Origin of the sequence: Candidatus Paracaedibacter symbiosus (assembly GCF_000757605.1) — a bacterium.
Lineage (GTDB): Bacteria > Pseudomonadota > Alphaproteobacteria > Paracaedibacterales > Paracaedibacteraceae > Paracaedibacter_A > Paracaedibacter_A symbiosus.
In genome coordinates, this window is the sequence record NZ_JQAK01000002.1 from 112,437 (window position 1) to 134,839 (window position 22,403).

The following is a 22,403-nucleotide window of genomic DNA, read 5'->3' on the forward strand; positions in this document are numbered from 1 at the left end:
GGGACTGCTTTGGCCAAATCAATCATGACTGGCTTCTTGCAAATATTCCTATGGACAAACAGATCCTCAGGAAATTTATCAAAGCAGGCTTCATGGAAAAAGGTCATCTCAACCCAACAATGAAAGGAACTCCACAGGGTTCGGTGATTTCGCCAGCACTTACGGTTATAACCTTAGCTGGTTTGGAGGGCAAGCTCCGACCAGCCAGCGAGAACCAGAGAAAAGGGAAGAAAATCAATACCATTTCCTATGCTGATGACTTTATAGTCACAGCGGCTTCAGCAGAGCTTCTCCAAAACGAAGTGATGCCAAAGCTGGTTGAATTCCTTAAAACAGTTGGACTTGAGTTATCGACAGAGAAGACAAAGATTACACCGATTGAAAAGGGGTTTGACTTTCTTGGCTTCACAATGCGCAAGTACAAGAATGGCAAAGTCCTAACCAAACCCTCAAAGATAAATATCAAGAGATTTTTAAAAGAAATCAGAGAGTTGATCCGAAAAGGGGCAGCACTGCCAACAGATAAGCTAATCCATGCGTTAAACGAAAAGATAACCGGATGGACAAATTACTACCGCAGTGTCGTGGCATCGAAAGTCTTCGCTCAAATCGACCATGAACTCTTCCAGGCCCTCAAACGGTGGGCGCTCAAAAGGCATTCCCGAAAAGGCATAAAGTGGATTATGAAACACTACTGGAAGAGCCATAAGGGCGATAATTGGCGTTTCTATTGTCTGATAAAGGATAAAGAAGGGAAGAAGAAAACCCTCTTCCTAAAACGCGCAATAGACACCAAGATTCGCCGTCACATTAAAATTGTCGCTAAAGCTAATCCTTTTGACCCTTTTTACAAGGAATACTTTGTAAAGAGAGAACAGGAAAAGCAACGCCGTTGTAAACTCAGTTACGACACTGAGCTGACCGGGTTGAAAACCATTCAGCCTTATTGAGGGCTTGAGCTGTGTACGGTGAAAATCGTCCGCACAGTTCTGAGAGGGCTGCCCAGGAGTAATCTTGGGCTTGCTACTCGACTATTTGTGCATTTTTCTCGATAAATTAAATCTGTAAATTGTGGGTGCTGAGCTGCCATTTTAGCATGACCCCCAAGTTTTAGATGGTCTCCATAGTGAATATCAAATATAATGACAACTACATTATTACATTAGGAACAAAGTTGGTAAAAAATAGGGTCTTTGTACACACCGGGCCTTGATTTAAATCTACGCTTTTGATTTTTCTTTTTACCCTATGAATATGAGTTGAATCTTGAGGAAGATACTGCTCCATAAGTGTTAATGATCTTAGTAAATAATCAAGGCTTTGCTGGCTGAATTTCTTAATCTTAGTTAAATCCTTAGTACCCCTCAAATTTGCAGCTTTCCGTTGGTAAATTACAGACAAATCCTCCAATATAGTATAAATATCAGGATATTCTTGTGATTCAAAATTAATTAACGCTTTCTGAAGCAAGATTTCTGCTTCGGCTAAATCATCTCGTTCGAGGTAAATCCTTGCTAACTCAATATATAAGCGGTCAATCTCTGAGTGTGTTTCACCATAGTGTTTTTTAAATACACTAATACTTTTTTCGATCAAATCTTTTGCAGTTTGATATTGTCTTAAGTCTTTATAAGTAACCGCTAAATTCGCCATAGACCAGCCTGTCCATACATAGGTCTCTGAGAAGTTTTTTCTATAAATTTCTTCACCTTGCTTTAAAAGATCTTCTGCAACCCTCAGATTTCCTATAATACGATTTGTATCCCCTAAAAATATTAAAATTGGCGCGATACGTACATGATCATTTGGATAATATTTTTTATACTCGGCCCAACTTTTTTCTAAAAGAACTTTAGCTTTTCCATAATCTCCTAAAAATTTGTATGTATCGCCTAAATAAGCTCGAGCCCAATTTACACCGATATAGTTATTTGGGTTTTCTTGGTAAATCTTTAAACTTTCTTCGAACAGTTCTTTTGCTTTCTTATAATACCCTTTATCTTTATAAATTATCCCTAAAGATCCAAAACATTGAGCAAGTGTATTTCTATTTAGGATATTGTGATCCTGGTAAAGTTTAATGCATTGACGAAGGTACATTTCACCATTTTTATAGTCACCCTTGGGCCAGTATGTATTAGCTAAACAAACTAAATTCTGAGCTATTTTATAATAATTTTTAGGGGCAAGATTTCTATAAATATTTAAGCTTCGGTTTAAAAATACTCTAGCCTTTTCAAATTCACCCCGATATCTGTACATCTCTCCTAAATAATGTAAAGTCCATCCTAATTGTGAATTTAGCTTATCTTTGTTCTTATTTAGTTTTTCAAAAGCCACTTCAAGTAATCTTTGTGCTTCATTTTCTTCACCTAGCAAAAATAGCATAACACCTAGTTTGGACTGCAAAACGGATTTAATATTAGGAGTTAAAAGTTGCTCGTGGTTTAAGATTGTGCGCACATGCACCTTCATGATTTTCATTTTAGGAATATTCAAACTATTAATAGCCTGCTCTATATATGATTCTAATGTAAGGAAGAAATCTTCAATAATTTGTTTGCTCTTATTAATACTTGCAAATCTTGAAAAATAATAAAGGCTTATATCTTGTGTGCTTTGATGCAATGAAAAACTTTTATCAGACTCATTAACATTTTTCTCGTTAGTCAATAAGGAATATTTCCTCAGACTACGCAATAAATCTTCTACAATGAATTTTCCTTTATAATCTTGTAATAGTTCAATTGGGATATCATGGTTAAACAAGATACTGATTATGAGTAAGAGATTCTCAAATTCTAAATTTTTAGAGATAACTTCTTGTAAGGTTGTGCTAACAATCTGGTAACGGGTTTGTGTATAATCACCTATTTCTCTCATGAGAGATTCTTGAGCTAGATTAAAATCTTCGTTGGGTTCTTTAATCCTTTTTAAATAATCACCAAAGCCTACTTGAGTATCTTTTATGTAGTGTGCAGCTGTAGAGATATCTAGCGGAAAACTAGTAATATTATTCAGGAATTCTCTTACTCTTCTCTTTTCATTATCATCTAACTCTGTCGGGTTACACTCGTGATATATTTTACTAAAAAGAGTAAGGGTTTCTTCTTCGTTTAGCATATTAATATCTATAACATCCTGGGAACTTATGTATTTTACATTCTTAATAGTACTATCACGTGTTGTAATGATGACCTGACCATGCCCCCAAACCTCAGTGTCTTGAGGAAGATAGTCTTTAATATCTAAAAATGTATTCATTTCTAAATTGTCGAAGATAAGAGTCCAATTTGGATAGATCTTTAGTTTTCTTTTCACAAAGATAAGTAACTCTTGGTATTTTTTATTAATGTCTAAGATTTCTTGAATGCCTCTTAGAAGTTTTTGGTCTTCTTGCGTTGAGATGATAACAGAGGCCAGAGATTCAAAAGAGCTCCTTATGCTTTCTTTTGTTTGAGCATTTACTTCCCAAACAAGGGAAGTACTATATTGGCGGACATATTGATGAGCTAGGGTTGTTTTTCCAGCTCCACCGATTCCCAGTAAAACGACCATCTTAATACCTTTTTTATCAGTAAGTCTAGCATTAATTTGGTCTATTAACTGAAGGCGCTTTAAGAGAATATTATCTGCAGGGATTGTTAGCTCAACTCTGATAGGGGGCGTTACGGCAAATTTAGGGACGTTAAATTTAGCTCCCCAAAAATGTGAGCCTATCAGATCTATTGCAAACAAACAAACGGCTATTCCAGCTCCTATTCCTGTTATTAGTTTCCAATTTTTAATTAAAACATATTCATTTTTAAGAATAGGTTCTTCTAGTTGTGATAGTGGAGATAGTTTTAGCGAGGTTGGTTGAGGTTCTGAAGATTCAAATAATTTTCTATTAAGATTTTCGTTCCCTAAATATATCAGTTTATCAAGATTGTCCCCGGGATACAGTATGACTAGAAGTTTGACAAAAGATGGAAAGAAATTTTGTAAGTCACTAAAATCTATGTAAGTGGCTTCAGCTGTTTGATCACATAGAGAGAGGTTTCTTTCTTGAGATGGTAACAAAAAAATAGTGTTTTCTAGGTTTGGGATTCCCCTCTGAATATTACCGTTTGTTAGAATGCAAAGGTTAACAGTTGAAGTGTCTATTTTAGCTGAGTCATCGGCTATTTTTATCCCTACTAACTTAAGATATCCCGTTAGCAATTCTAAAAAATCTAGGTAATTCTTATAGTATGCTTTTTCAACTTGGATAGAACAAGCAATGTCCTTTTCTCTCGTTGATTTAGAGATATTTTGGAGCTCTTGTTCAAAGTCAGATTTATATAATAGTTTCAAATAATGCTGGCGAACTACATCAACTTTACCTGATTTAAGAATGAAAGGAATAATATCTTCTTGGAATTTTTCCCTTATTCTGGCACGGATGTCTTTCTTATGAGTTTCAACAGTTTTGATACTGATTGATAAAAGCTTTGCAATTGTTTTATCGGCCACGCTGTTTACTACGCACGAAATAATATCAATATGGCGAAGAGTAAATTTTACTTCCTTGATTACTAATAAATCTTGCGAGTAAAACTCACTCGGTAGATGAAGAGTGCTAGAAGATTTAAAATGATGAGTATTAATCATGGAGAAAGCGCTCTATAAAATCGGAAAATTTTAAGCAGCACCTCATTATTCTTATTTTCTTTGAGCTGCATTATCTCTAATACCACTAATAGAATTTTACCACAACTTTTTATGAAACTCCTCATTATCCATCTTTCTATTCTTTAACGACAAAAACCGCGTTAATTCCTGACCCTTAAGGGTTACCCCTTAAGGCAATTTTCTGAGAGATAAATACAAACAATGGAAATATGCTTCACAATGCGGAACCCAACAAAGCTCTTAATCAGGGTAAAAGAATATATAAAAATGTTTTTTACCCCCGAAGATGGATGAGGAGAAGTAATTTATAAAGTGTTAAAGTGAAGGGTAATGAGGCCAAGTATATCAACTTTAAATAACTAGGAGTTAAAAATGAAATATATTATTTTAAAAAAATTATCAATAGCCATGTGTTCTTTGATTATGGTGTTATGTTCAGAAGTTCAATCTGCGCAAGACTTAACAGATCCTGAAACTATAGCACCAAGTAAAACGAATTTATTTTACCAAAATGATGATACCCAACTAAGTGATAATGAGTTAATAGCCTCAGAAACTATCAAGCTGGAAGAGTCTCCAGCCTCTTGGGCATCTTATTTATTCACCCCTTTCAAATCAGCTATTAATAATACTTATAAGATAATTAATTACGCTACACAAAACCCACAAAAAGCAATGATTGCTGGTCTTATTTTAGCAACCAATATTACAGCTGTAGCCGCAAGTTGCGATTGTAGTTGCTATTTTTACGATGTACTTAGCAGGGAAAAATCTATTGAATATATGGGTACGGCTACAGATCTGCAGATGTGTTCCAATGTATGCACTCAAAATAGCTATACCATGCGAAGCTGTAAATGACAGAGCAATACTAGATTGGGCACAAATAAAACTAATAGGGGTTCTTGAAGTTAGGGGAGCAATGGAACAGCCAACCGACTTTACGGCCATGAGGCAAATATAACAACTTTAAATAAGTAGGAGTTAAAAATGAAATATAGCACATTAAAAAGATTATCAATAACCATGTGTTCTTTGATTATGGTTTTATGCTCAGAGGTTCAATCTGCACAAGACTTAACAGATCCTGAAACGATAGCATCAAATAAAACGAAATTATTTTATCAAAATGAGGATACCCAACTGAGTGATAACGAGCTAATAGCTCCAGAAACTATCAAGCTGGAAGAGTCTTCAGTCTCTTGGACGTCATATTTATTCTCTCCTATTCAATCTGCTGTTTATAATACTTATAAGATAATTAATTACGCTACACAAAGTCCACAAAAAGCAATGATTGTTGGTCTTATTTTAGCAACCAATGTTGCAGCTGTAGCCGCAGATTGTCACTGTTATTGTAATCGTACTAGTTGGCGTTTGGGGAGGCCGGAAACATATGGGAGCAACATAGGGAAAGCTTCAGATCTTAAGATGTGTTCCGATGTATGTAATCAAAATGGTGGGACCATGAGTGGTTGTTATGAGCAGTAGTTGTATATGACATATCAATATTGGGCTGTGGTGCACAAATAAAACTAATAGGGGTTCTGTAGGAGAACCCTTAAAAGATTTCACCAGGAATTTCTTAAAATCTTCAGCCATTTAATAATAACTAAATAACAGATATATATAATCAGGCCGCAAAGAAGGCAAAATCCAACTGTTGAGTAGCCACTTCCAGTTACCCAGAAGCAGCCCTCTTGGAACGGAGCGAGCTAGTTTCCCAGCACTCCGCTCGGACCCTCATAAGGCTGAATGATTCTCAGCCCAGCTAAATCAGTCTTGTGACTGAGCAAGCAGCGCTTTTTGCGATCCTTCTCTCTCTGGTCAAAGTAGTCTTTGTAAACAGGGTTAAAAGGAGTTGCTTCGGCCATAATTTTGGTGTGGCGTCGGATTTTTGTATCGCTGGCATTTTTGAGATAAAGGAGGTTTTTATTCCCCTTTTTATCCCTGACCATACAATAAAATCTCCAGTTATCGCCTTTGTATCGCGTAAAGTAGTGGTTGATAATCCAGCGCTTTCCTTTGCGCGCATGCCTTTTCAAACCCCATCTTTTTAGCGCCAGGAAGATTTGATCATCAATGGAGGAAAACACTTTTGAAGACACAGCCGTTCGGTAGTAATTCGTCCACCCCGTTATCTTTTCATTTAACGCGTGAATGAGTTTGTCCGTTGGCCATGCAACACCCTTTTTGATAAGCATCCTGATTTCTTTTTGGAACCGATTTATATTGCCCTTTGAGGGTTTAATCAGCAGTTTTCCATTCTTGTACTTTCGTAAGTGGAATCCTAGAGGGGTCCTGCAGATTAACCCCCAAAAGTGTTCGTTCTGAGCTAAACCTCTAAAATTTCTGGATTTTTTCCGCCAATGGCGACTTTACGGTGGCGTAAGTACAAATACAAAGTAGTTTTAGAAATCTCTAGCTGTTCAGCTATTTTCTTTACAGGAATACTGCCATTTTTATAAAGCGCCTCAGCAATGACGGCCTTTTCTATCGCTGACTGAGATAGTCCTTTTGGTCTCCCCCCTTTTCGCCCGCGAGCCCGAGCTGATTTTAACCCTGCTTGTGTGCGCTCGAGAATTAATTCCCGTTCAAATTCTGCAAGGGAAGCAAAAATTCCAAAAATTAACCGTCCTTGAGGAGTAGTAGTATCGATTGGGTCATTCAAACTAATTAACCCCACCTTTTTTTCAATTAATTTTGTTGTCAGGTGGATTAAATGTGCCAAGTTTCTGCCAAGCCTATCTAATTTCCAGATAACCAATGTGTCACCTTCTCGAAGATTTCGCATTATCTCATCAAGTATAGGTCTTGCTGTTTTTGCACCACTGGCAATTTCTTCATGGATTTGAATACAACCAGCCTCTTTTAGTGCCTCCACCTGCATAGATAACGATTGGTCTCTGGTTGAAACACGAGCATATCCTATTTTCATGTACTTTAGTCCATTTTACTAATAAAAAAATAATATTTTGAACCTAGATTAACTGAACCATTTTATCTTACCAGAAATAGGCGTAGAATCCCACCTTAGATAACTGAACCAGCCAGTCCAGCTAAACCTCCGTTTTTTTGAACCCCATGAATAAACTAAAGCGCCTTTCTCTTCTACCCGAATCTGAAATTGCCGATCTCTATGCAAGACCAGTTTTTAACCACAATGAGCAATTGCTCTATTTTGAAATGACATCAGTACTAATTTGCTAGAATTTCGCCCATTGCATGGGCGTATATAGTCTTTAAAAGAATAATAGCGGCATTGATATAGATACAATGGTTAGCGCACTTGAAAAACACTTAAAACAGCACTTCTGGAAAGCAGCCTAACTCAGAACGAACACTTTTGGGGGTTAATCTGCAGGACCCCTTAGAGATAACCTTGCTTTCAAAAAGACGAGGATAGGCAGTACGTTCAATGGAGGTCATAATTTTGCTTTCTGTGTTTCAAAAACAAGTGTTTTTGGGATGGTTGATTGGGAACTTGAGTTTTTATTTAAAAGAGGCTAAGAATTGTTCCAAAACTACTTTCAATTAACTTTGTATCAAAAGCATCTTAGATTCTAGGGTTTTGGAATGTTTTTGATGGAAGAAGACTTGTATGAAATTTGGCTATGCCCGTGTGTCAAAAAATGATCAAAGTTTAGATATCCAAATGCAAAAACTGCAAGCAGCTGGATGTGATGAAATCTTGATGGAGAAAGCCTCAGGAGCTAAAGATGATCGCAAAGAACTAAACCGGCTTTTAGACAAGATACCGTCTTTAGTGTCAACAATGAAAAGCAAGATTTTGATTGAAAGATTTATTACTTTTCAAGATTCCAAAAAATATATGGAGTAGCTTTCTCATGATAGCGACAATTATAACTTTTGGACGTTTACCTTTACTTACCAGGCGATTTACAAAGGCTTGAAAAGCGTTGTTATGATTTTTTACAACAATCGCCGACATATAGAGCGCTTTTCTAATCTTCCTAGAACCCAATCTGGAGATATGAGATTTACCCTTAACAGACGTTCCAGATTGGAAATGAGATGGAGTAACACCTACAAAAGCAGCATATTGTTTGGCATTCTCAAAACGACTGACATCAGGCATATCAGCTAAAATGGTCATTGCCGTTTTAGTTCCGATTCCCTTGATTTCTGTAAGGATATCATATTGCCTTTTCAGTTGTGGCGAGTCATTGATAATATTCAATGCTTCTTGTTCTAATTTTTTTATCATGTCTTTGATAAATTGCATTTCTTCATTTATGGAGTTTGCTACAATTTTATTTATAATTTCTTTCTCAAGGGAATTGATCAATCTGTTTAATTCCATTTTAAGAGTATCTATTCGAGCATTAACTTCGTGTAATTCTTTATTTTCCCGAGACTTTGGGCTCCATAAAACAGGAAAATTTTGCAAGCAAAACATCGCAATTACTTCACAATCAGATTTATCTGTCTTCTGACGTATCATCTTACTGATTCTGAAAGACTTAACTTGCAAGGGGTTAATTACGCTTACCTTATAACCAGAGTTGTATAAAAAATCTGCTACTGCTTCTGAATAAGAACCAGTGGATTCCATACAAATATGAGGATCAGTAAGCCCAAATTCCTTAATCCATGAAATTAACTCTTCACACCCCGTGCCATTATTATTAAAAGAATTTTTCTTGTTTTTTCCGTTAAACATAGCGCAAGCGTCAAAGGTTTTTTTTGATATATCAATCCCAATAACATGAACATTTTGCATATTTGCCTCACACAGTATAATGATCATGGTTTTTAACCAACCTTGTAAAATGCATGATCACTCAATTTTGAGGTCATAAGATACCGTTCGGTTTTAAAACCAGATATGGGCAGAGAGAGTTGACTCTTTATGACGTGCTCACATGGCACAGGTACGTAAACGGCTTCTCTCTGCCTTTTATACCAGCATATTAGCTTCATATACTGGATACTTGAAAGATACAAGGAACGTAAAGTACCATAGGCCCCCTTAGTGATTGATAGCATCTCTGATGCGCATGATGGTTTGTCGGCTTGTGTTAAAGTTCCTTGCAATAGCTGCAATAGATTTCCCTTCCTGTAATTGCTGTATCGCCTGTTTTGTTTGTAATTCTGATAAAATTTTTGGTCGACCAAGAGTTTTCCCTTTTGATTTGGCTCTAGCAAGGCCAGATTGTGTGCGTTCAATTAAGAGATCGCGCTCGAATTGAGCAACGGCATTGATCACTCCCATAGTCATTTTTCCAGCTGAACTCGTCAGGTCAACACCTCCAAGCGCCAGACAGTGAACCCTGATTCCCATTTTCTCTAGTTTAGCAACAGTGATGCTTACATCAATGGCATCACGCCCTAATCGATCGAGCTTAGTGACAACCAGCATATCTCCCTTTTCCATTTTATCTAACAAGCGTGCAAATCCTTTACGTCGGGAAATATGCATGGATCCGGATATTGTTTCAGTAATTATCCGATGCGGCTCAATGGCAAACCCAGCGGCTTTAATTTCTTTTATCTGGTTTTCAGGTTCCTGTTCAGTTTTGGAAACCCGGGCATAAGCAAAAGTACGGGGCATAATCGAATATAAAGTGTATTAAAAAGGATGTCCTAAATGTTTCATATGTTCTAAAGTGCGTCAATATAATTTTTGGACAGGGAAACAAGCTATGTCCAAAACCGATCGTTTTTGGACACCCATAATCATTTTCATTAGGCGTCTCGGTTGAGTAGAACGGCCAGATCACTCTGACCGAACCCTATAACGGTAATAGTAGCGAACAGCAAAGCCGATAACACTTTTAGGGATACGATATCCTTTATAATGATCTCGCATAATCAAAGACTTTCTCTTATTTTTGAAAGATTCTTACAAAATTCAACGAGTAACATGTAAAAGTAGAGATGTGTATACCTTTTACACGTTTAGTGGCCAACCCTCTTTTACCTTACATGTTTACAAGAATATCCAAAGAAATTCAGAGATATACGCAAAAGTTGGTGACGTGTCATTTAAGCAGCGTGCTTGGTATCATCCAGGATGACTTCACAACCGTTATTAAATTTGACACCTGAGATGATTTTTGGCAATTGGTTTTTGCCATCCAGGCGCCGCCACCTTTTTTCAGCTTCTTTAATAAGTTTAAACACCATAACAAAAGCTGTTTGGCGAAGATAGGCAATTTTTTGATCGTTTTGTTCGATGTTTGACTGTGGCAAAGGTGCTTTCTATTGGGTTTGTGGTTCGAATATGCTTCCAATGCTCAGCTGGAAAATCATAAAAGTTCAACAGTTCCTCGCGATCTTTGCTCAAGCAGTGAGTAGCCTTTGGATACTTGGCCTGGTACTTTTCAATAAATAAGTCAAAAGCTTTGCTGGCATCTTCTTTTGTTTCAGCCATCCAGATGTTTTGTAGGTCACTTTTGGCTTTACCATGCAAAGATTTAGGAAAATTATTCAGCACATTCATTGTTTTATGGACCCAACAGCGCTGAGCTTGCGTCTTAGGCCATATCTCCTCTAACGCTTTCCAAAAACCTAAAGCGCCATCCCCAACAGCCAGCTTCGGAGCAACGGTCAATCCCCTGGCTTTGAGATCCAGCAACAACTCCCGCCAATTTTGGGCACTCTCACGATAACCGTCTGTAAAGCCAACGAGTTCTTTTTTGCCTTCTGGCGTGGCGCCAATGATGACGAGAAGGCACTGTTTCTCCCCCTCAAGACGAGCTTGCAGATAAACACCATCAGCCAACATGTAGTCGAGTAGCAAGCCCAAGATTACTCCTGGGTAGCCCTCTCAGAACTGTGCGGACGATTTTCACCGTACACAGCTCAAGCCCTCAATAAGGCTGAATGGTTTTCAGCCCGGTCAGCTCAGTGTCGTGACTGAGGTTGCAACGGCGTTGCCTTTCCGCTTCTCTCTTTACGAAGTAGTCTTTGTAAAAAGGGTCAAAAGGATTAGCTTTAGCGACAATTTTAATGTGACGGCGAATCTTGGTGTCTATTGCGCGCTTCAGGAAGAGGGTTTTCTTCTTCCCTTCTTTATCCTTTATCAGGCAATAGAAACGCCAATTATCGCCTTTATGGCTCTTCCAGTAGTGTTTCATAATCCACTTTATGCCTTTACGGGAGTGCCTTTTGAGCGCCCATCGTTTGAGGGCCTGGAAGAGTTCATGGTCGATTTGAGCGAAGACTTTCGATGACACCACACTTCTATAATAATTGGTCCATCCTGTTATCTTTTCATTTAACGCGTGGATCAACTTGTCGGTGGGCAGCGCGATTCCCTTCTTGATCAAACTTCTGAGTTCTTGTCGGAACTGCTTTATGTTTGCCTTGGAGGGTTTCGTGAAGACACGTCCATTCTTGTATTTTCGTATGTTAAATCCAAGAAAATCGAACCCGTCCTCAATCGAGGTAATCTTTGTCTTCTCTGTCGATAACTCAAGTCCAACTGTTTTAAGGAATTCAACCAGCTTTGGCATCACTTCGTTTTGGAGAAGCTCTGCTGAAGCCGCTGTGACTATAAAGTCATCAGCATAGGAAATGGTATTGATTTTCTTCCCTTTTCTCTGGTTCTCGCTGGCTGGTCGGAGCTTGCCCTCCAAACCAGCTAAGGTTATAACCGTAAGTGCTGGCGAAATCACCGAACCCTGTGGAGTTCCTTTCATTGTTGGGTTGAGATGACCTTTTTCCATGAAGCCTGCTTTGATAAATTTCCTGAGGATCTGTTTGTCCATAGGAATATTTGCAAGAAGCCAGTCATGATTGATTTGGCCAAAGCAGTCCCGAATATCACCTTCAAGCACGAATGTCGCTGATTTTGCTCTTCCCAATGCAATGAAGCATTGTTCAATCGCATCATGAGTCGACCGCTTCATACGGAAACCGTAGGCATTCGGGTCGGCTCGTTCTTCGACAATTGGTTCTAGGGCGAGTAGGTGTAGGGCTTGCATCGCTCGACATTTCAATGTTGGAATGGAGAGCGGTCTTTGGCCTTTTCCTGTTTTCTTCGGGATGTAAATGCGTCTTAACGGTTGTGGCTTGTAGCCTTTGCGTTTGAGACTCTTTACAGCTCTCATTTTCTGGAGATCAGTACTCCAGATCACATTATCAATGCCAGGAGTTTTAGCGCCTGCGCTGCTTGTAACTCGCTTAACGGATAAGCATTTACCGTAAAACGAGGTGGTCAGGAGTCGTTGCAAGGCTTTCACCTTGCCCTTTCTTCCTGCCCTTTCTGCCTTGGCGATACGTACTTGGAGTCGAAAGACAAAAGCTTTAATCTGATCCCAATTTATTGTGGACCAAGATTTGTCAGCTTTTGCCGAAAGGGCACCAGTCGATTGTGTCGCTGTCATTTGCGTTCTTTCATAAAGTCGATTCTCCAAGTTCTCTCACCATTGAAGACCTGCTCGAAGTGGGCTCATTTTCGTGCCGGGTAACGTTTAAACCCGTATCCACTTCATTACAAAGAGGCATTTGCTTTCTCGAGCATCCTTTACCGGCAGAACCATAGGTCTTTCTTACGATTGACTGTCCTCCTGGGAGGAGTTCTACCGGCTTACCACGTTCCGCCATAAGAGCACGCTGACTTAGTCGCCTGCTAGAGACCGGGAAACATTGATGACTGCGAAAGCCTTTGGGCCCATGGCTTTCCTATTTCCTGATGAAGGTATCAGCCGTTTACCCTCATTTAACATTACGGTCTTTTGACGCAGATTCAGATATCTTCGACATATCAGCTACCTAGCGCTCACCTGGTTTCGGCTACCAGGAGGATCCTTGGCTTGCGCTTTAAATCCCGTACTTTCGTACTTTGCTACGTTGTCCGATCCGCTCTTGATTCAGGATCGTAGGTTCATCCAGCAGCATGGATGGTGGTGTTTTCTTAAAATTAAGAGCACCACAGCTCTTATTGGCGACTTTCGTGTCGCACGTCGAGTAGCAAGCCCAAATAAGAACTGAAGCAACTCCATATGATCCGATTTACCAAGAATATTTCGGTAATCGATTAGTAAAGCGTAAGGGTAATCAGCCTAAACGCACAAAATGGAGTTTGTTATGGGAAAATTTGTTAAAGATAGAGGGCAGAAAAGCTGGGTCATTAAGTAATGACTTTATAAAGGCTTGAGCCTCGTGGACAGAAATGCCCATGCGGGGTTCTTAGGAGAATGGGGCTCAGCAATGGGTCCCGTTTATCCGGCGTATCTAGGGAAATCAAGGGAGACAGAGGAACTTAAAAACTCTGATCAAGAGCTGAAACTAGGTTTGTAAAAATCATACAGCAGGAAACTTCTTCGCCTTTTCCTTTAGCTGCTTGACGACCCCCAACTTTTAGATGGTCTCCTTAAAAGCCTAAAAATAACAACTCATTCAACATGCGTTAAGATCTAACCATAAAATCAGCATGAATTATGCAACAGGTTACCAAGTAACTTTAAACTGACAAGAATTGTTTCTTTCGTCTGACGTCAGGATAGAGTAGACTTTAACCAGACAAACTTTTGTCTCTATACCCCTCAAAATAGCTAACCGTAAATTTTGACACGAATGGGCCCAATCCCCCATTTTGCTATGGGAGAACGGATGACTGACGGTTTAGTGATTGCCGCACTTTTCGACAGGCCTTAACACATTGCCAACCTCAAACAGGACTTGTACATCATTCTGACCGTGGTAGCCAATATACCAGTTGCAACTTTCAAAAGGAGTTAGAAATGCATGGTATTACTGCCAGCATGAGTCGTAGCGGAAATTGGTGTTCCGCGAGGGAATGACGGATATATGACAAAATCAGCTGTAGGATGCTGATTTTAAAGGATAAAGTGACCAGGAAGAATTTATAGAGAATTTTTCAACTTGTTGAATTTGAACAATATTTTCCGAGAATTTTTCAACAAAACAGTAGGAAGTGCATTAAAAAACACAACTTATTGATTGTAGAGCAAAAAAACAACTCGCTAATGACTTATCTTTATTCCTGACGATTAAAAGACATAACTTTTGGAAAGCTGTGAAATTAAAGAAATTTTTACAACATCTTGTACACAATTGAATTATAATAATTTTTCATATTTTTAGATGGGGCGCAACCTCACACATATCATAATATTCTTGTTGGAAAATTAGAGAAAAAGATTATTTGAAATCAATGAGTTATAAAAAATTTCAGAAATTCTTTCTCGTCATATTTTACACTATTTTCAATAATTTGCAGCCGAGTTTGTCAAATATCCGTCATTCCGACGCCTGACCCCTTATTCGGTGATGACTTCAGAACATCATGAGACTCTACTACTCTCTTGCGCGTCTCCTCCATAGCAAAGCTCTCTAGGATACTTGTAAAAAAAAACAAAGTTAAAATGCTAAAGAATAGAATTTTACTTTTTCTAATTTTCAATTTTTCTTGCATATTCAGATTTTCTCATTCCTATAAAAATCTTCTTTATAGATAGTAGCAAGATAGCGTTAAACATACGTTAAGAGGACTCCGTCATGCATGAACTGGAATAAACTTGCTGAGGAGATAAGCTTAACATCAATGAGGGGGCAGTATACGTGGCCCTAATTTTGGGGCACCTTCAACTACAGCTTAATTTTGCTGCTAAGTTGTACAAACAATGGGGTCTACCTTTTCTGGAGATGCGGCAACGTTGACAAACATAGCAAGCATCTCCACTTCTAAGATATTACTCAACCAACTCCAATCGAGCTTTGATTTGCATTTGCTTGGTTAGCTGTTTGTCTTTCAGCCTTAGCTTTAGCTAATATTGCTGCCTTTGTTTTTTGTATATTATCAGCATACACAGAATGGGTTCCTAGCATGAAATTCTCGCTAGCCCCTAAATAATTAACTACTGCTGCTGATGTAGCACAAGCTTGAACAGTAGCTTTGTCTGTAGTATCTAGATGGCTAGTCATGAGTGTTTCTATGGTGGACTCTGATTGTTTTTTATTAACTGACGGGCAATAATCAGTGAGGCTTTCTATCACTTTTTCTCGTTCATCATTATGGCGCCTAGGATTAAACCAACTTAAGCTGTGCGATTTAAAACTCTCCTGCTTAAGTTTTTCTTTAGAAGCTTTTTCTCGCTTGTCTCTTTGTTCTTTTGCTTTTTTTGCATCGGATTTCGAAATTTTATTAAGACCAATGACATCTTCACGCATTTTTTCAAGCTTTGTTTGTTCAAATTTTATTGGATTGTTTGCATCAGTTACAGGTTTAGAGTCAGACACTAGCGCGATAGAAGATATAGCTAATTCTATTGTCTCGTTTACAATTTTGTTTTTTCTTCAATAAGCGCAAGTGTGGCTTTGTAGTTTCCAATCTCATTTTTAAGAACCTCATCCATATCCTTAGTCATAACCCCATAAGTTTTTAACCTTTGATGAGCAGCCTTCCTACGATCTAGACTCTCGCTCTTTCGCGCTCCATCAATATGGTACTTATAACCTTTTACATATTCATGTTTTACTCTTTTAAATAAGCATTCTGTAGACTTCGATTGAGGGAGGGGGCTGTCATGTTCTTCTTCCATTCTTTTATTCAAAGCTTCCTCCGTTACAGGGACCATATTTTCAACAGTGTTGATAAAAGAAGCTATGTATCCGTTTTCATCTTCTGGGTCCCACAATCTAAGATTGTCAATTATCTTCTCTCTCTTTTTAACTGTAGTAAGTGCATATGCTGTTGCAAATTTATTTTTAGCTTCATCTTCCTTTATTACAATGAGTGCGAACTTAGTACTGATCACAGGAGCTGCAAACATAGGCTCATTGTTAGGATCACTAGCATAAACATTTGCCAATAACATACATGTAATAGATGCATACTTCATAATCGGTTTTAATATAGTACTTTTCATTTTTCTTTCTCCTCAAATTTTAGATTTGATTTTTCTTCCATTCTTGTTTTTAAACAGGTTTGTTTTCTTTAATTAAATCCACTGTCTACAAACAGCCTTAGCTTATACAGAGATTCTTTTGCATGACTATTTAGAAAATTGACGTACGTTTGTGATTTTATTACCTAGGTAAAAATTAAGGGAATAAACTAACACCAAAACAATTTATTTAAACTATTTTTTAGCATAAGATGAGCTCCAATAACGCTCCCATAAAAAGACAACAATTTGGGAAAATTGTTTGAGGAGACCTTTATTCATGCAACACGATAAGGTTAAACTTCCTTCTGACTTTTATTCAGAAGACTTAAAAACAATAAACAATATAAGATTTACGGAACGAGAAATTGATATTTTTGCTTGCATTATCAAGAAAGATAGCATGAATGAGATGGATTCTCTTCTAGGGGTCGGATTCAGGACTGTTGGTACGCATATACGCAGTATTATGGGAAAATTACAGTGCAATTCGCAAGCAAGGATAAGAGAGGTTATAAAGAAACTTGATAAATACCCAATTCTAAATTCCCACTATTTAAGCTTGCGGCTTCACCAAGCTTTTATCCAGTCCTTAAAGGAAGCTTCAAAACTAACAGAAGATAGAAATGCTGTTTGCCAGATTACATATTGGGCAGACAAAAAGACAACTCTTATAAAAGGACATTGCGAACAACTAGAGAAGTATTTAAAACTTTCTGGAATCAAAGCATGGAGCAAAGGTATAGAAAACGTTAAACCCTTGACTTCCGTTACACGACCATTGGTAGCTCATACTACTATCCTCTTCGCCTTGTCCGACTCTTTGATAGAGGAATTTCAATTAGATGATGCTACAACATTCCCCTCTTTCCATCAAAATTTAGGTCTTTACCTTTTGTGTGATAGGGAACCAACCACCAGTCTTCCTCAACAAATAATTGAAAATAGTTATGTAGAACTTGGCAAGAAAGAAAATTACTATTATTCCGTTTTTGAAATTTTAAAAAAAGTATTGACGGGCGTAGATTTTGATAGAATCATTTCAGGGTTCAAAAACCAATATAAAATAATTTACGATTCGCCTGATGAACTTCCTATTCAAATAGATTCAAAAATAAGCGCTCCTCGGCAACAAGAAAGTGCAGATAGGGGTTTTTTGGAGATCTTTAGAAAGAACAAGCACTGGTTGCTTGTTGGAGGTATTCTCTGTTTTATTACCGTTGGTATTTTGTTATTAATATCTAATAAAAAAACAATTAGCGAGCCTCTTCAAAGAGATACTTTTCAAAAATTAGGCTCTATTCGATCTGATTTACCTCTCCCTTCTGAAGATAATCTTTTACAACGTTCTTACCTGGTAACTCAAATAAAAGAGAAATTAAAGGAGCAACAAGGTATTCAAACAGTGGCTATTGTAGGCATTGGCGGTGCTGGAAAAACAACCCTTGCGCGTCAATATGCACACTCCCAAAATGCAAATGTGATTTGGGAGGTTAATGCCGAAACAAAATCAATCAATCAAGCATTTGAAAATCTAGCTTATGCCCTTTCAAAGACAGAAGAAGAAAGGAAATTATTAAAAGAGATCCAAAGGATAAAAGGCCTCTTGGAACGGGAAGAAAAAATTAGGCTCTTTGTAAAAGGAAAACTGAAAGCTTATTCAGATTGGTTGCTCATCTATGACAATGTCGAGACTCTTACCGATATTCAAAAATATTTTCCTTCTGATCCAAATGTTTGGGGAAGGGGGAAAGCTATTTTGACCACAAGAGACAGTACTATTCAAAACAGTATCAATCATATCATTCATATAGGGGAATTAAGTTCTCAAGATAAATTCAATCTTTTTGCTAAAATCATAAACAATAAATTTACTGCTATTCAGGAAGAGGAAACCAGAAAATTCTTGGTTCATATCCCCCCTTTTCCATTGGAGGTTTCGAGCGCAGCCTACTATCTAAAGGCTACCAATACTCCTTATAAAAAATATTTAGGGTATTTGAAAAAATATAACCAAGAATTTACCATTCTCCAGGCAAATCTTTTAAAGGAATTAAGCAATTATACCAAAACACGGTATAGTATTATCACTCTCTCATTAAAACAAATGATAGAGACTCATAAAGACTTTAAAAATTTATTATTATTTATTAGCCTCTTAGACTCTCAAAATATTCCTAACAGCTTGTTGGATGCATTCAAAAGTGGGGCTGTTGTTGATAACTTTATTTATCACTTAAAGAAATATTCTTTTATTTCAAGTCAATCTTCTCTTTCACCTTCTTCAATTCCAAGTTTTTCAATTCATAGAAGCACTCAAGCTATAATTTTAGATTATCTTACAACAACGTTGAATTTAGAAAAAAGCAACCAACTAATAAAATCTATTGGAGATGTTTTATGCCATCACATAGATGAGATAATAGAAGAAGAAAATATCCCAAAAATAAAAAATCTAATAAGCCATATTGAAATGTTTTTATTTTATAAAAATTTATTACCTGACAAAGTTAAAGAAGTTATTTTTGGAGAATTAGGTTGTCTATATTTTTTTCTAGGAAATTACATTAAAGCAATTCCTATCCTTGAAGAAAGTTTTACAAACTTAAATAAAAATAATAACAAATTTCAGATAGAAAGTGCGTATGTTTTCGCCCATTTAGGAAATGTCTATAGAGAATTAGGGGACTATGAAAAAGCTAAGCAATTATTAGAACAGAGCTTCATGATTTATAAAAAGCATTTCCCTAATAATCTTGAGGGAAAAGCAAGGGTGTTAATACGGTTAGGTGCTGTTTACCTTAACTTAGGGGACTATGAAAAAGCTAAGCAGTTGTTAGAACAGAGCCTTATGATTTATAAAGAAGATATTTCTAATAATCACGGTTGTATTGCACAAGCTTTAACATATTTAGGCTATGTTTACAGAGCCACAGGCAATTATGAAAAAGCGAAATCCTTATATGAAGAAAGCATTTCAATCTATAAACAGCATTTTTCCGAAGATCATATCGGATTTTCCTGGATTTTAGGGCACTTGGGTGTATTTTATAGAGAACTTGGCGAATATAAAAAAGCCAAAAATTTATTTGAACAGAGCCTTACAATTTATAAAAAACACCTTTCTAAAGATCATACTTTCGTGGCTTGGATATTAACACACTTAGGAATTATTTATGGGGAATTAGGGAATTATAAAAAGGCTAAGCAGTTATTAGAACAGAGCCTCATGATCTATCACAAACCTCATTACAAGAATATTGCTTATATCGCTTGGGCTTTAGGACGGTTAGGTTATGTCCATATGAAATTAGGGAATTATAAAAAAGCCAAACATCTCCTAGAGAGGACTCTCATAATTTATAAGAAAAATTATGGCAAGGATCATACCGCAACTGCCCGAATTCTACAGAGATTAGGGCAAGTTTATTTGTTAGAAGGCAATACAGAGGCTGCTGAAAATCTCATTAGTAAGTCCTTAAAGATATTCCAACAAAATAAACACCCCGAAATTTATATTTGCTTAGAAAGCTTAGCAGAATTGTACCTAAAAAAATCTAATATTGTAATGAGTACAGGTGATATGGGACGAGCCCAAGTTTTTAAAAGGCAAGCAATTGATTGTTTAAAGGAAGCGCTAGAAATTGTAAAGGAACGAGTTTCACCCCATTCTCCACACATTACACGAATTCACTTTAAACTTGAAGCCATTAGAGCGCAACATTCCGGAGAGCATCCCAGAATATAGCCTTTACATATATTATTGCCTTTAAAGACCCTCTAATCCATGCTCACTGAGACTTTCAATTGCTGAATTCAATGTGTTACAATTCACTCGATAGGCCATCTTTTTTACTCCTTTTTTGATAATTAAAGAGTAAAACTTGGTTTATCACCTGCCAACCAGTCCTTATAACCAATTTACAGAAACAACGTTACACTATCATCTTTTATTATATCTGTTTTAATACAACGTCTCTTTTTTTGATCTTCTGGTGCCGTCAAGTTGTTGAGAGGGAAGAAGATAGACGTTCCTTGTGCCTTTCTTATTAGGCATAATGATGGTGTGAAGCCACAATCTCATTAAAGATGTCTACCGACTGGATAAACTTTTATCGATACTCTTTGGCGCTCTGTTTATACCGTCCTACTTTGGCTCCAACTACATAAGCGGGTCAAATTGTTCCTAAGGGCTTTTTGAGAGGATTATTTTGCTTTTAGCTGATCGATGCCGCTCTCTAAGCTCAATATCGATGTATTTTATCAGTGATGGCTCCTGACCCGTGCCTAGCATCATCCCGGACGTGCTCACGCGGTCTACGTTTTACATCGTCTGAGATGCCAGTATGCCTTAGCCAATGAACTGTAGATTCTATTAAAGATTCTGCTTCTTCTATGAACCCATCTTTATTAAGGTTATTAACAGCTCGATCAAAGCATGACTGAACTATTTTACGGATGTAAGTGATCGATCTGTAGGAGCCTTAGGAACAATTTGACCCGCTTATGTAGTTGGAGCCAAAGCTTCACGCTGCCATCAGGAGAAGATAAAGATAAAATCCTTAAGGAAATAGTACAAGGAAAGGAATTTAACAAAGTTGGAGATACTTTAAACGAGAACGCTGATAAAAAGCGTCCGGGGGGGAGCTAACTCCTTAAAGAAATAGGGCATCAACTCAGAATTACAAAAAAATAAGGAAAGAGTAATGACGAGAGAACTTAGAAGAAAGAAAGCAAGAAAAACGGATTTGTTGCGCAAATAGAAAAAGTTGTTATTAAAAGGTAAATGGAAGTATTTTTTTTAAAATAAAAAAGGACGACCTATGCCTTATAAAGAACGTATTAGGCGATCAGGCGCTATTCATAAACGTCAAGAGCACTATCGCCTACAGAATTGGCCAGACTATAATCAAACTTTAATAAACAGAGGAGATCTCACTTTATGGCTTTGTGAGGATCTTCACCATAAGTGGTACGCGCAAAAATCTCCTATTTCTAAAAAAGGGCGGCCTCTTCACTATTCTGATCATGCCATTACACTAATGCTAACATTAAGGCTCATCTTTAAACAAAAACTTAGACAAACTCAAGGATTGGTCAAGTCATTGTTTCATCTCCTTGGCCTTCAATTGGATGTCCCTGATTACACAAGACTATCACGTCGAGGGACTGTCCCTTTAATCACGCGCCAATTAGAAAAAATGGATGAACACGGTCACCTTGTCATTGATAGTACAGGTATTAAAGTATTTGGAGAAAGTGAATGGCTCGAAACAAAATATGGCAAACAGTACAAACGCAAAGTCTGGCGTAAGCTTCACCTTGGCATTAGCAGCAAGGGATTAATTGTTTCTCGGATAATGACTAGTCATTTAACAGATGATCGATCCTGCTTAGACGCTCACCTTAAGCAGGCCGATGCGACAAATATTACGCAACTTATTGCTGATGCGGGCTATGATGGGGAAAGTGTTTATGAAAAACTAGAATTAGACAACATTCAAGCCATTATTCCTCCAGCTCGAGGATCTCCTTCACTGTCAGAAGAGCATTGCTCTGTCAGACAAAAGGGTATTAATTACATTGATAAAAAGGGACTATACGCCTGGCAAACAAAAAATGATTATGGCAGGAGAGCAAAAGTAGAAAATACGATATACCGCTATAAAGAGGTGATCGGTCGTAAGCTTAATGCCAGGTTATGGGATAACCAGGATGCAGAATTGCATCTTGGGTGCTTCATCATGAACACTTTTACTAATCTTGGCATGCCGGAATCAGTTAAAATCTAATAAATACGGGGAAAAGGGGGACTTTATTCTTTCGTCCTATTTGCGCAACAATGCCACTTGCAGACAACCAAGCTATCCT

14 protein-coding genes and 4 pseudogenes are annotated in these 22,403 nt (G+C 37.5%); 8 read left to right on the forward strand and 10 right to left on the reverse strand.

Translation table 11 applies throughout. From position 1 onward, the window contains the following. The coding region (locus IG80_RS0108095; protein ID WP_269517183.1) for a group II intron maturase-specific domain-containing protein at positions 1 to 950 on the forward strand (950 nt) is incomplete at its 5' end. A gap of 199 nt (positions 951 to 1,149) precedes the next feature. On the opposite strand, the gene IG80_RS0108100 is transcribed toward IG80_RS0108095, so the two are convergent. Continuing rightward, positions 1,150 to 4,632: a tetratricopeptide repeat protein gene (locus IG80_RS0108100; RefSeq protein ID WP_032113559.1), complete on the reverse strand. Its 3,483-nt coding sequence runs from the start codon at positions 4,630 to 4,632 to the stop codon at positions 1,150 to 1,152. 393 nt (positions 4,633 to 5,025) lie between these two features. Here IG80_RS0108100 and IG80_RS0108105 point away from each other — a divergent pair, with 393 nt between their 5' ends. Both IG80_RS0108105 and IG80_RS0108110 read left to right on the forward strand, forming a co-directional pair. Then, entirely contained in the window at positions 5,026 to 5,514 is a 489-nt protein-coding gene (locus tag IG80_RS0108105; protein WP_032113560.1) for a hypothetical protein, read from the forward strand. Between the two features lie 129 nt (positions 5,515 to 5,643). Beyond that, complete coding sequence (locus tag IG80_RS0108110) at positions 5,644 to 6,144, forward strand: hypothetical protein (RefSeq protein ID WP_032113561.1); 501 nt, start codon at positions 5,644 to 5,646, stop codon at positions 6,142 to 6,144. Between the two features lie 224 nt (positions 6,145 to 6,368). Here the strand turns inward: IG80_RS0108110 and IG80_RS0108115 are convergent, their stop codons facing one another. Then, the gene (locus IG80_RS0108115) at positions 6,369 to 6,962 is read right to left on the reverse strand and encodes a group II intron maturase-specific domain-containing protein (protein ID WP_320408881.1); all 594 of its coding nucleotides are present in this window, start codon (positions 6,960 to 6,962) and stop codon (positions 6,369 to 6,371) included. Positions 6,963 to 7,018: 56 nt separating this feature from the next. Then, positions 7,019 to 7,591 (reverse strand): annotated as a pseudogene (locus IG80_RS0108120) (recombinase family protein); the annotation flags it as partial. A 663-nt stretch (positions 7,592 to 8,254) separates the two neighbouring features. Between IG80_RS0108120 and IG80_RS14050 the strand changes: the two are divergent. After that, the gene (locus IG80_RS14050) at positions 8,255 to 8,494 is read left to right on the forward strand and encodes a recombinase family protein (RefSeq protein ID WP_032113564.1); all 240 of its coding nucleotides are present in this window, start codon (positions 8,255 to 8,257) and stop codon (positions 8,492 to 8,494) included. Here the strand turns inward: IG80_RS14050 and IG80_RS0108130 are convergent. The 4 genes and pseudogenes from IG80_RS0108130 to ltrA form a co-directional block, all read right to left on the reverse strand. Then, positions 8,423 to 9,424: an IS110 family RNA-guided transposase gene (locus tag IG80_RS0108130; RefSeq protein ID WP_084756307.1), complete on the reverse strand. Its 1,002-nt coding sequence runs from the start codon at positions 9,422 to 9,424 to the stop codon at positions 8,423 to 8,425. The genes IG80_RS14050 and IG80_RS0108130 overlap by 72 nt on opposite strands. Positions 9,425 to 9,646: 222 nt before the next feature. Further along, a complete protein-coding gene (locus tag IG80_RS0108135; RefSeq protein WP_032113566.1) occupies positions 9,647 to 10,228 on the reverse strand; it encodes a recombinase family protein in 582 nt (193 codons plus the stop codon). A 434-nt stretch (positions 10,229 to 10,662) separates the two neighbouring features. After that, positions 10,663 to 11,407: pseudogene (locus IG80_RS14055) on the reverse strand (IS256 family transposase); the annotation flags it as partial. Between the two features lie 82 nt (positions 11,408 to 11,489). Further along, complete coding sequence (ltrA, locus tag IG80_RS0108145) at positions 11,490 to 13,007, reverse strand: group II intron reverse transcriptase/maturase (RefSeq protein WP_052046267.1); 1,518 nt, start codon at positions 13,005 to 13,007, stop codon at positions 11,490 to 11,492. 424 nt (positions 13,008 to 13,431) lie between these two features. Between ltrA and IG80_RS15130 the strand changes: the two genes are divergently transcribed. Both IG80_RS15130 and IG80_RS16255 read left to right on the forward strand, forming a co-directional pair. Further along, the gene (locus IG80_RS15130; protein WP_156962131.1) at positions 13,432 to 13,614 is read left to right on the forward strand and encodes a hypothetical protein; all 183 of its coding nucleotides are present in this window, start codon (positions 13,432 to 13,434) and stop codon (positions 13,612 to 13,614) included. A 653-nt stretch (positions 13,615 to 14,267) separates the two neighbouring features. Then, positions 14,268 to 14,417: pseudogene (locus IG80_RS16255) on the forward strand (DDE-type integrase/transposase/recombinase); the annotation flags it as partial. 925 nt (positions 14,418 to 15,342) lie between these two features. Here the strand turns inward: IG80_RS16255 and IG80_RS0108155 are convergent. After that, positions 15,343 to 15,885, reverse strand: coding sequence for a hypothetical protein (locus IG80_RS0108155; protein ID WP_032113568.1), 543 nt, complete (start codon positions 15,883 to 15,885; stop codon positions 15,343 to 15,345). A gap of 38 nt (positions 15,886 to 15,923) precedes the next feature. Further along, positions 15,924 to 16,514: a hypothetical protein gene (locus IG80_RS0108160; RefSeq protein WP_032113569.1), complete on the reverse strand. Its 591-nt coding sequence runs from the start codon at positions 16,512 to 16,514 to the stop codon at positions 15,924 to 15,926. A gap of 298 nt (positions 16,515 to 16,812) precedes the next feature. Between IG80_RS0108160 and IG80_RS0108165 the strand changes: the two genes are divergently transcribed. Then, the gene (locus IG80_RS0108165; RefSeq protein WP_032113570.1) at positions 16,813 to 20,280 is read left to right on the forward strand and encodes a tetratricopeptide repeat protein; all 3,468 of its coding nucleotides are present in this window, start codon (positions 16,813 to 16,815) and stop codon (positions 20,278 to 20,280) included. A gap of 438 nt (positions 20,281 to 20,718) precedes the next feature. Here the strand turns inward: IG80_RS0108165 and IG80_RS16835 are convergent. Then, a pseudogene (locus IG80_RS16835) lies at positions 20,719 to 21,004 on the reverse strand (site-specific integrase); the annotation flags it as partial. Between the two features lie 351 nt (positions 21,005 to 21,355). Here IG80_RS16835 and IG80_RS0108170 point away from each other — a divergent pair. Further along, positions 21,356 to 22,324: an IS5 family transposase gene (locus tag IG80_RS0108170; RefSeq protein WP_052045949.1), complete on the forward strand. Its 969-nt coding sequence runs from the start codon at positions 21,356 to 21,358 to the stop codon at positions 22,322 to 22,324. Positions 22,325 to 22,403 lie beyond the last annotated feature (79 nt).

Bases quoted from the DNA above. Each gene is read 5' to 3' on its own strand.
- IG80_RS0108165 (WP_032113570.1), top strand. From the start codon at position 16,813: ATGCAACACGATAAGGTTAAACTTCCTTCTGACTTTTATTCAGAAGAC.
- IG80_RS0108100 (WP_032113559.1), bottom strand. From the start codon at position 4,632: ATGATTAATACTCATCATTTTAAATCTTCTAGCACTCTTCATCTACCG.
- IG80_RS0108130 (WP_084756307.1), bottom strand. From the start codon at position 9,424: ATGATCATTATACTGTGTGAGGCAAATATGCAAAATGTTCATGTTATT.
- ltrA (WP_052046267.1), bottom strand. From the start codon at position 13,007: ATGACAGCGACACAATCGACTGGTGCCCTTTCGGCAAAAGCTGACAAA.
- IG80_RS0108160 (WP_032113569.1), bottom strand. From the start codon at position 16,514: ATGAAAAGTACTATATTAAAACCGATTATGAAGTATGCATCTATTACA.
- IG80_RS0108135 (WP_032113566.1), bottom strand. From the start codon at position 10,228: ATGCCCCGTACTTTTGCTTATGCCCGGGTTTCCAAAACTGAACAGGAA.
- IG80_RS0108105 (WP_032113560.1), top strand. From the start codon at position 5,026: ATGAAATATATTATTTTAAAAAAATTATCAATAGCCATGTGTTCTTTG.
- IG80_RS0108170 (WP_052045949.1), top strand. From the start codon at position 21,356: ATGCCTTATAAAGAACGTATTAGGCGATCAGGCGCTATTCATAAACGT.
- IG80_RS14050 (WP_032113564.1), top strand. From the start codon at position 8,255: ATGAAATTTGGCTATGCCCGTGTGTCAAAAAATGATCAAAGTTTAGAT.
- IG80_RS0108110 (WP_032113561.1), top strand. From the start codon at position 5,644: ATGAAATATAGCACATTAAAAAGATTATCAATAACCATGTGTTCTTTG.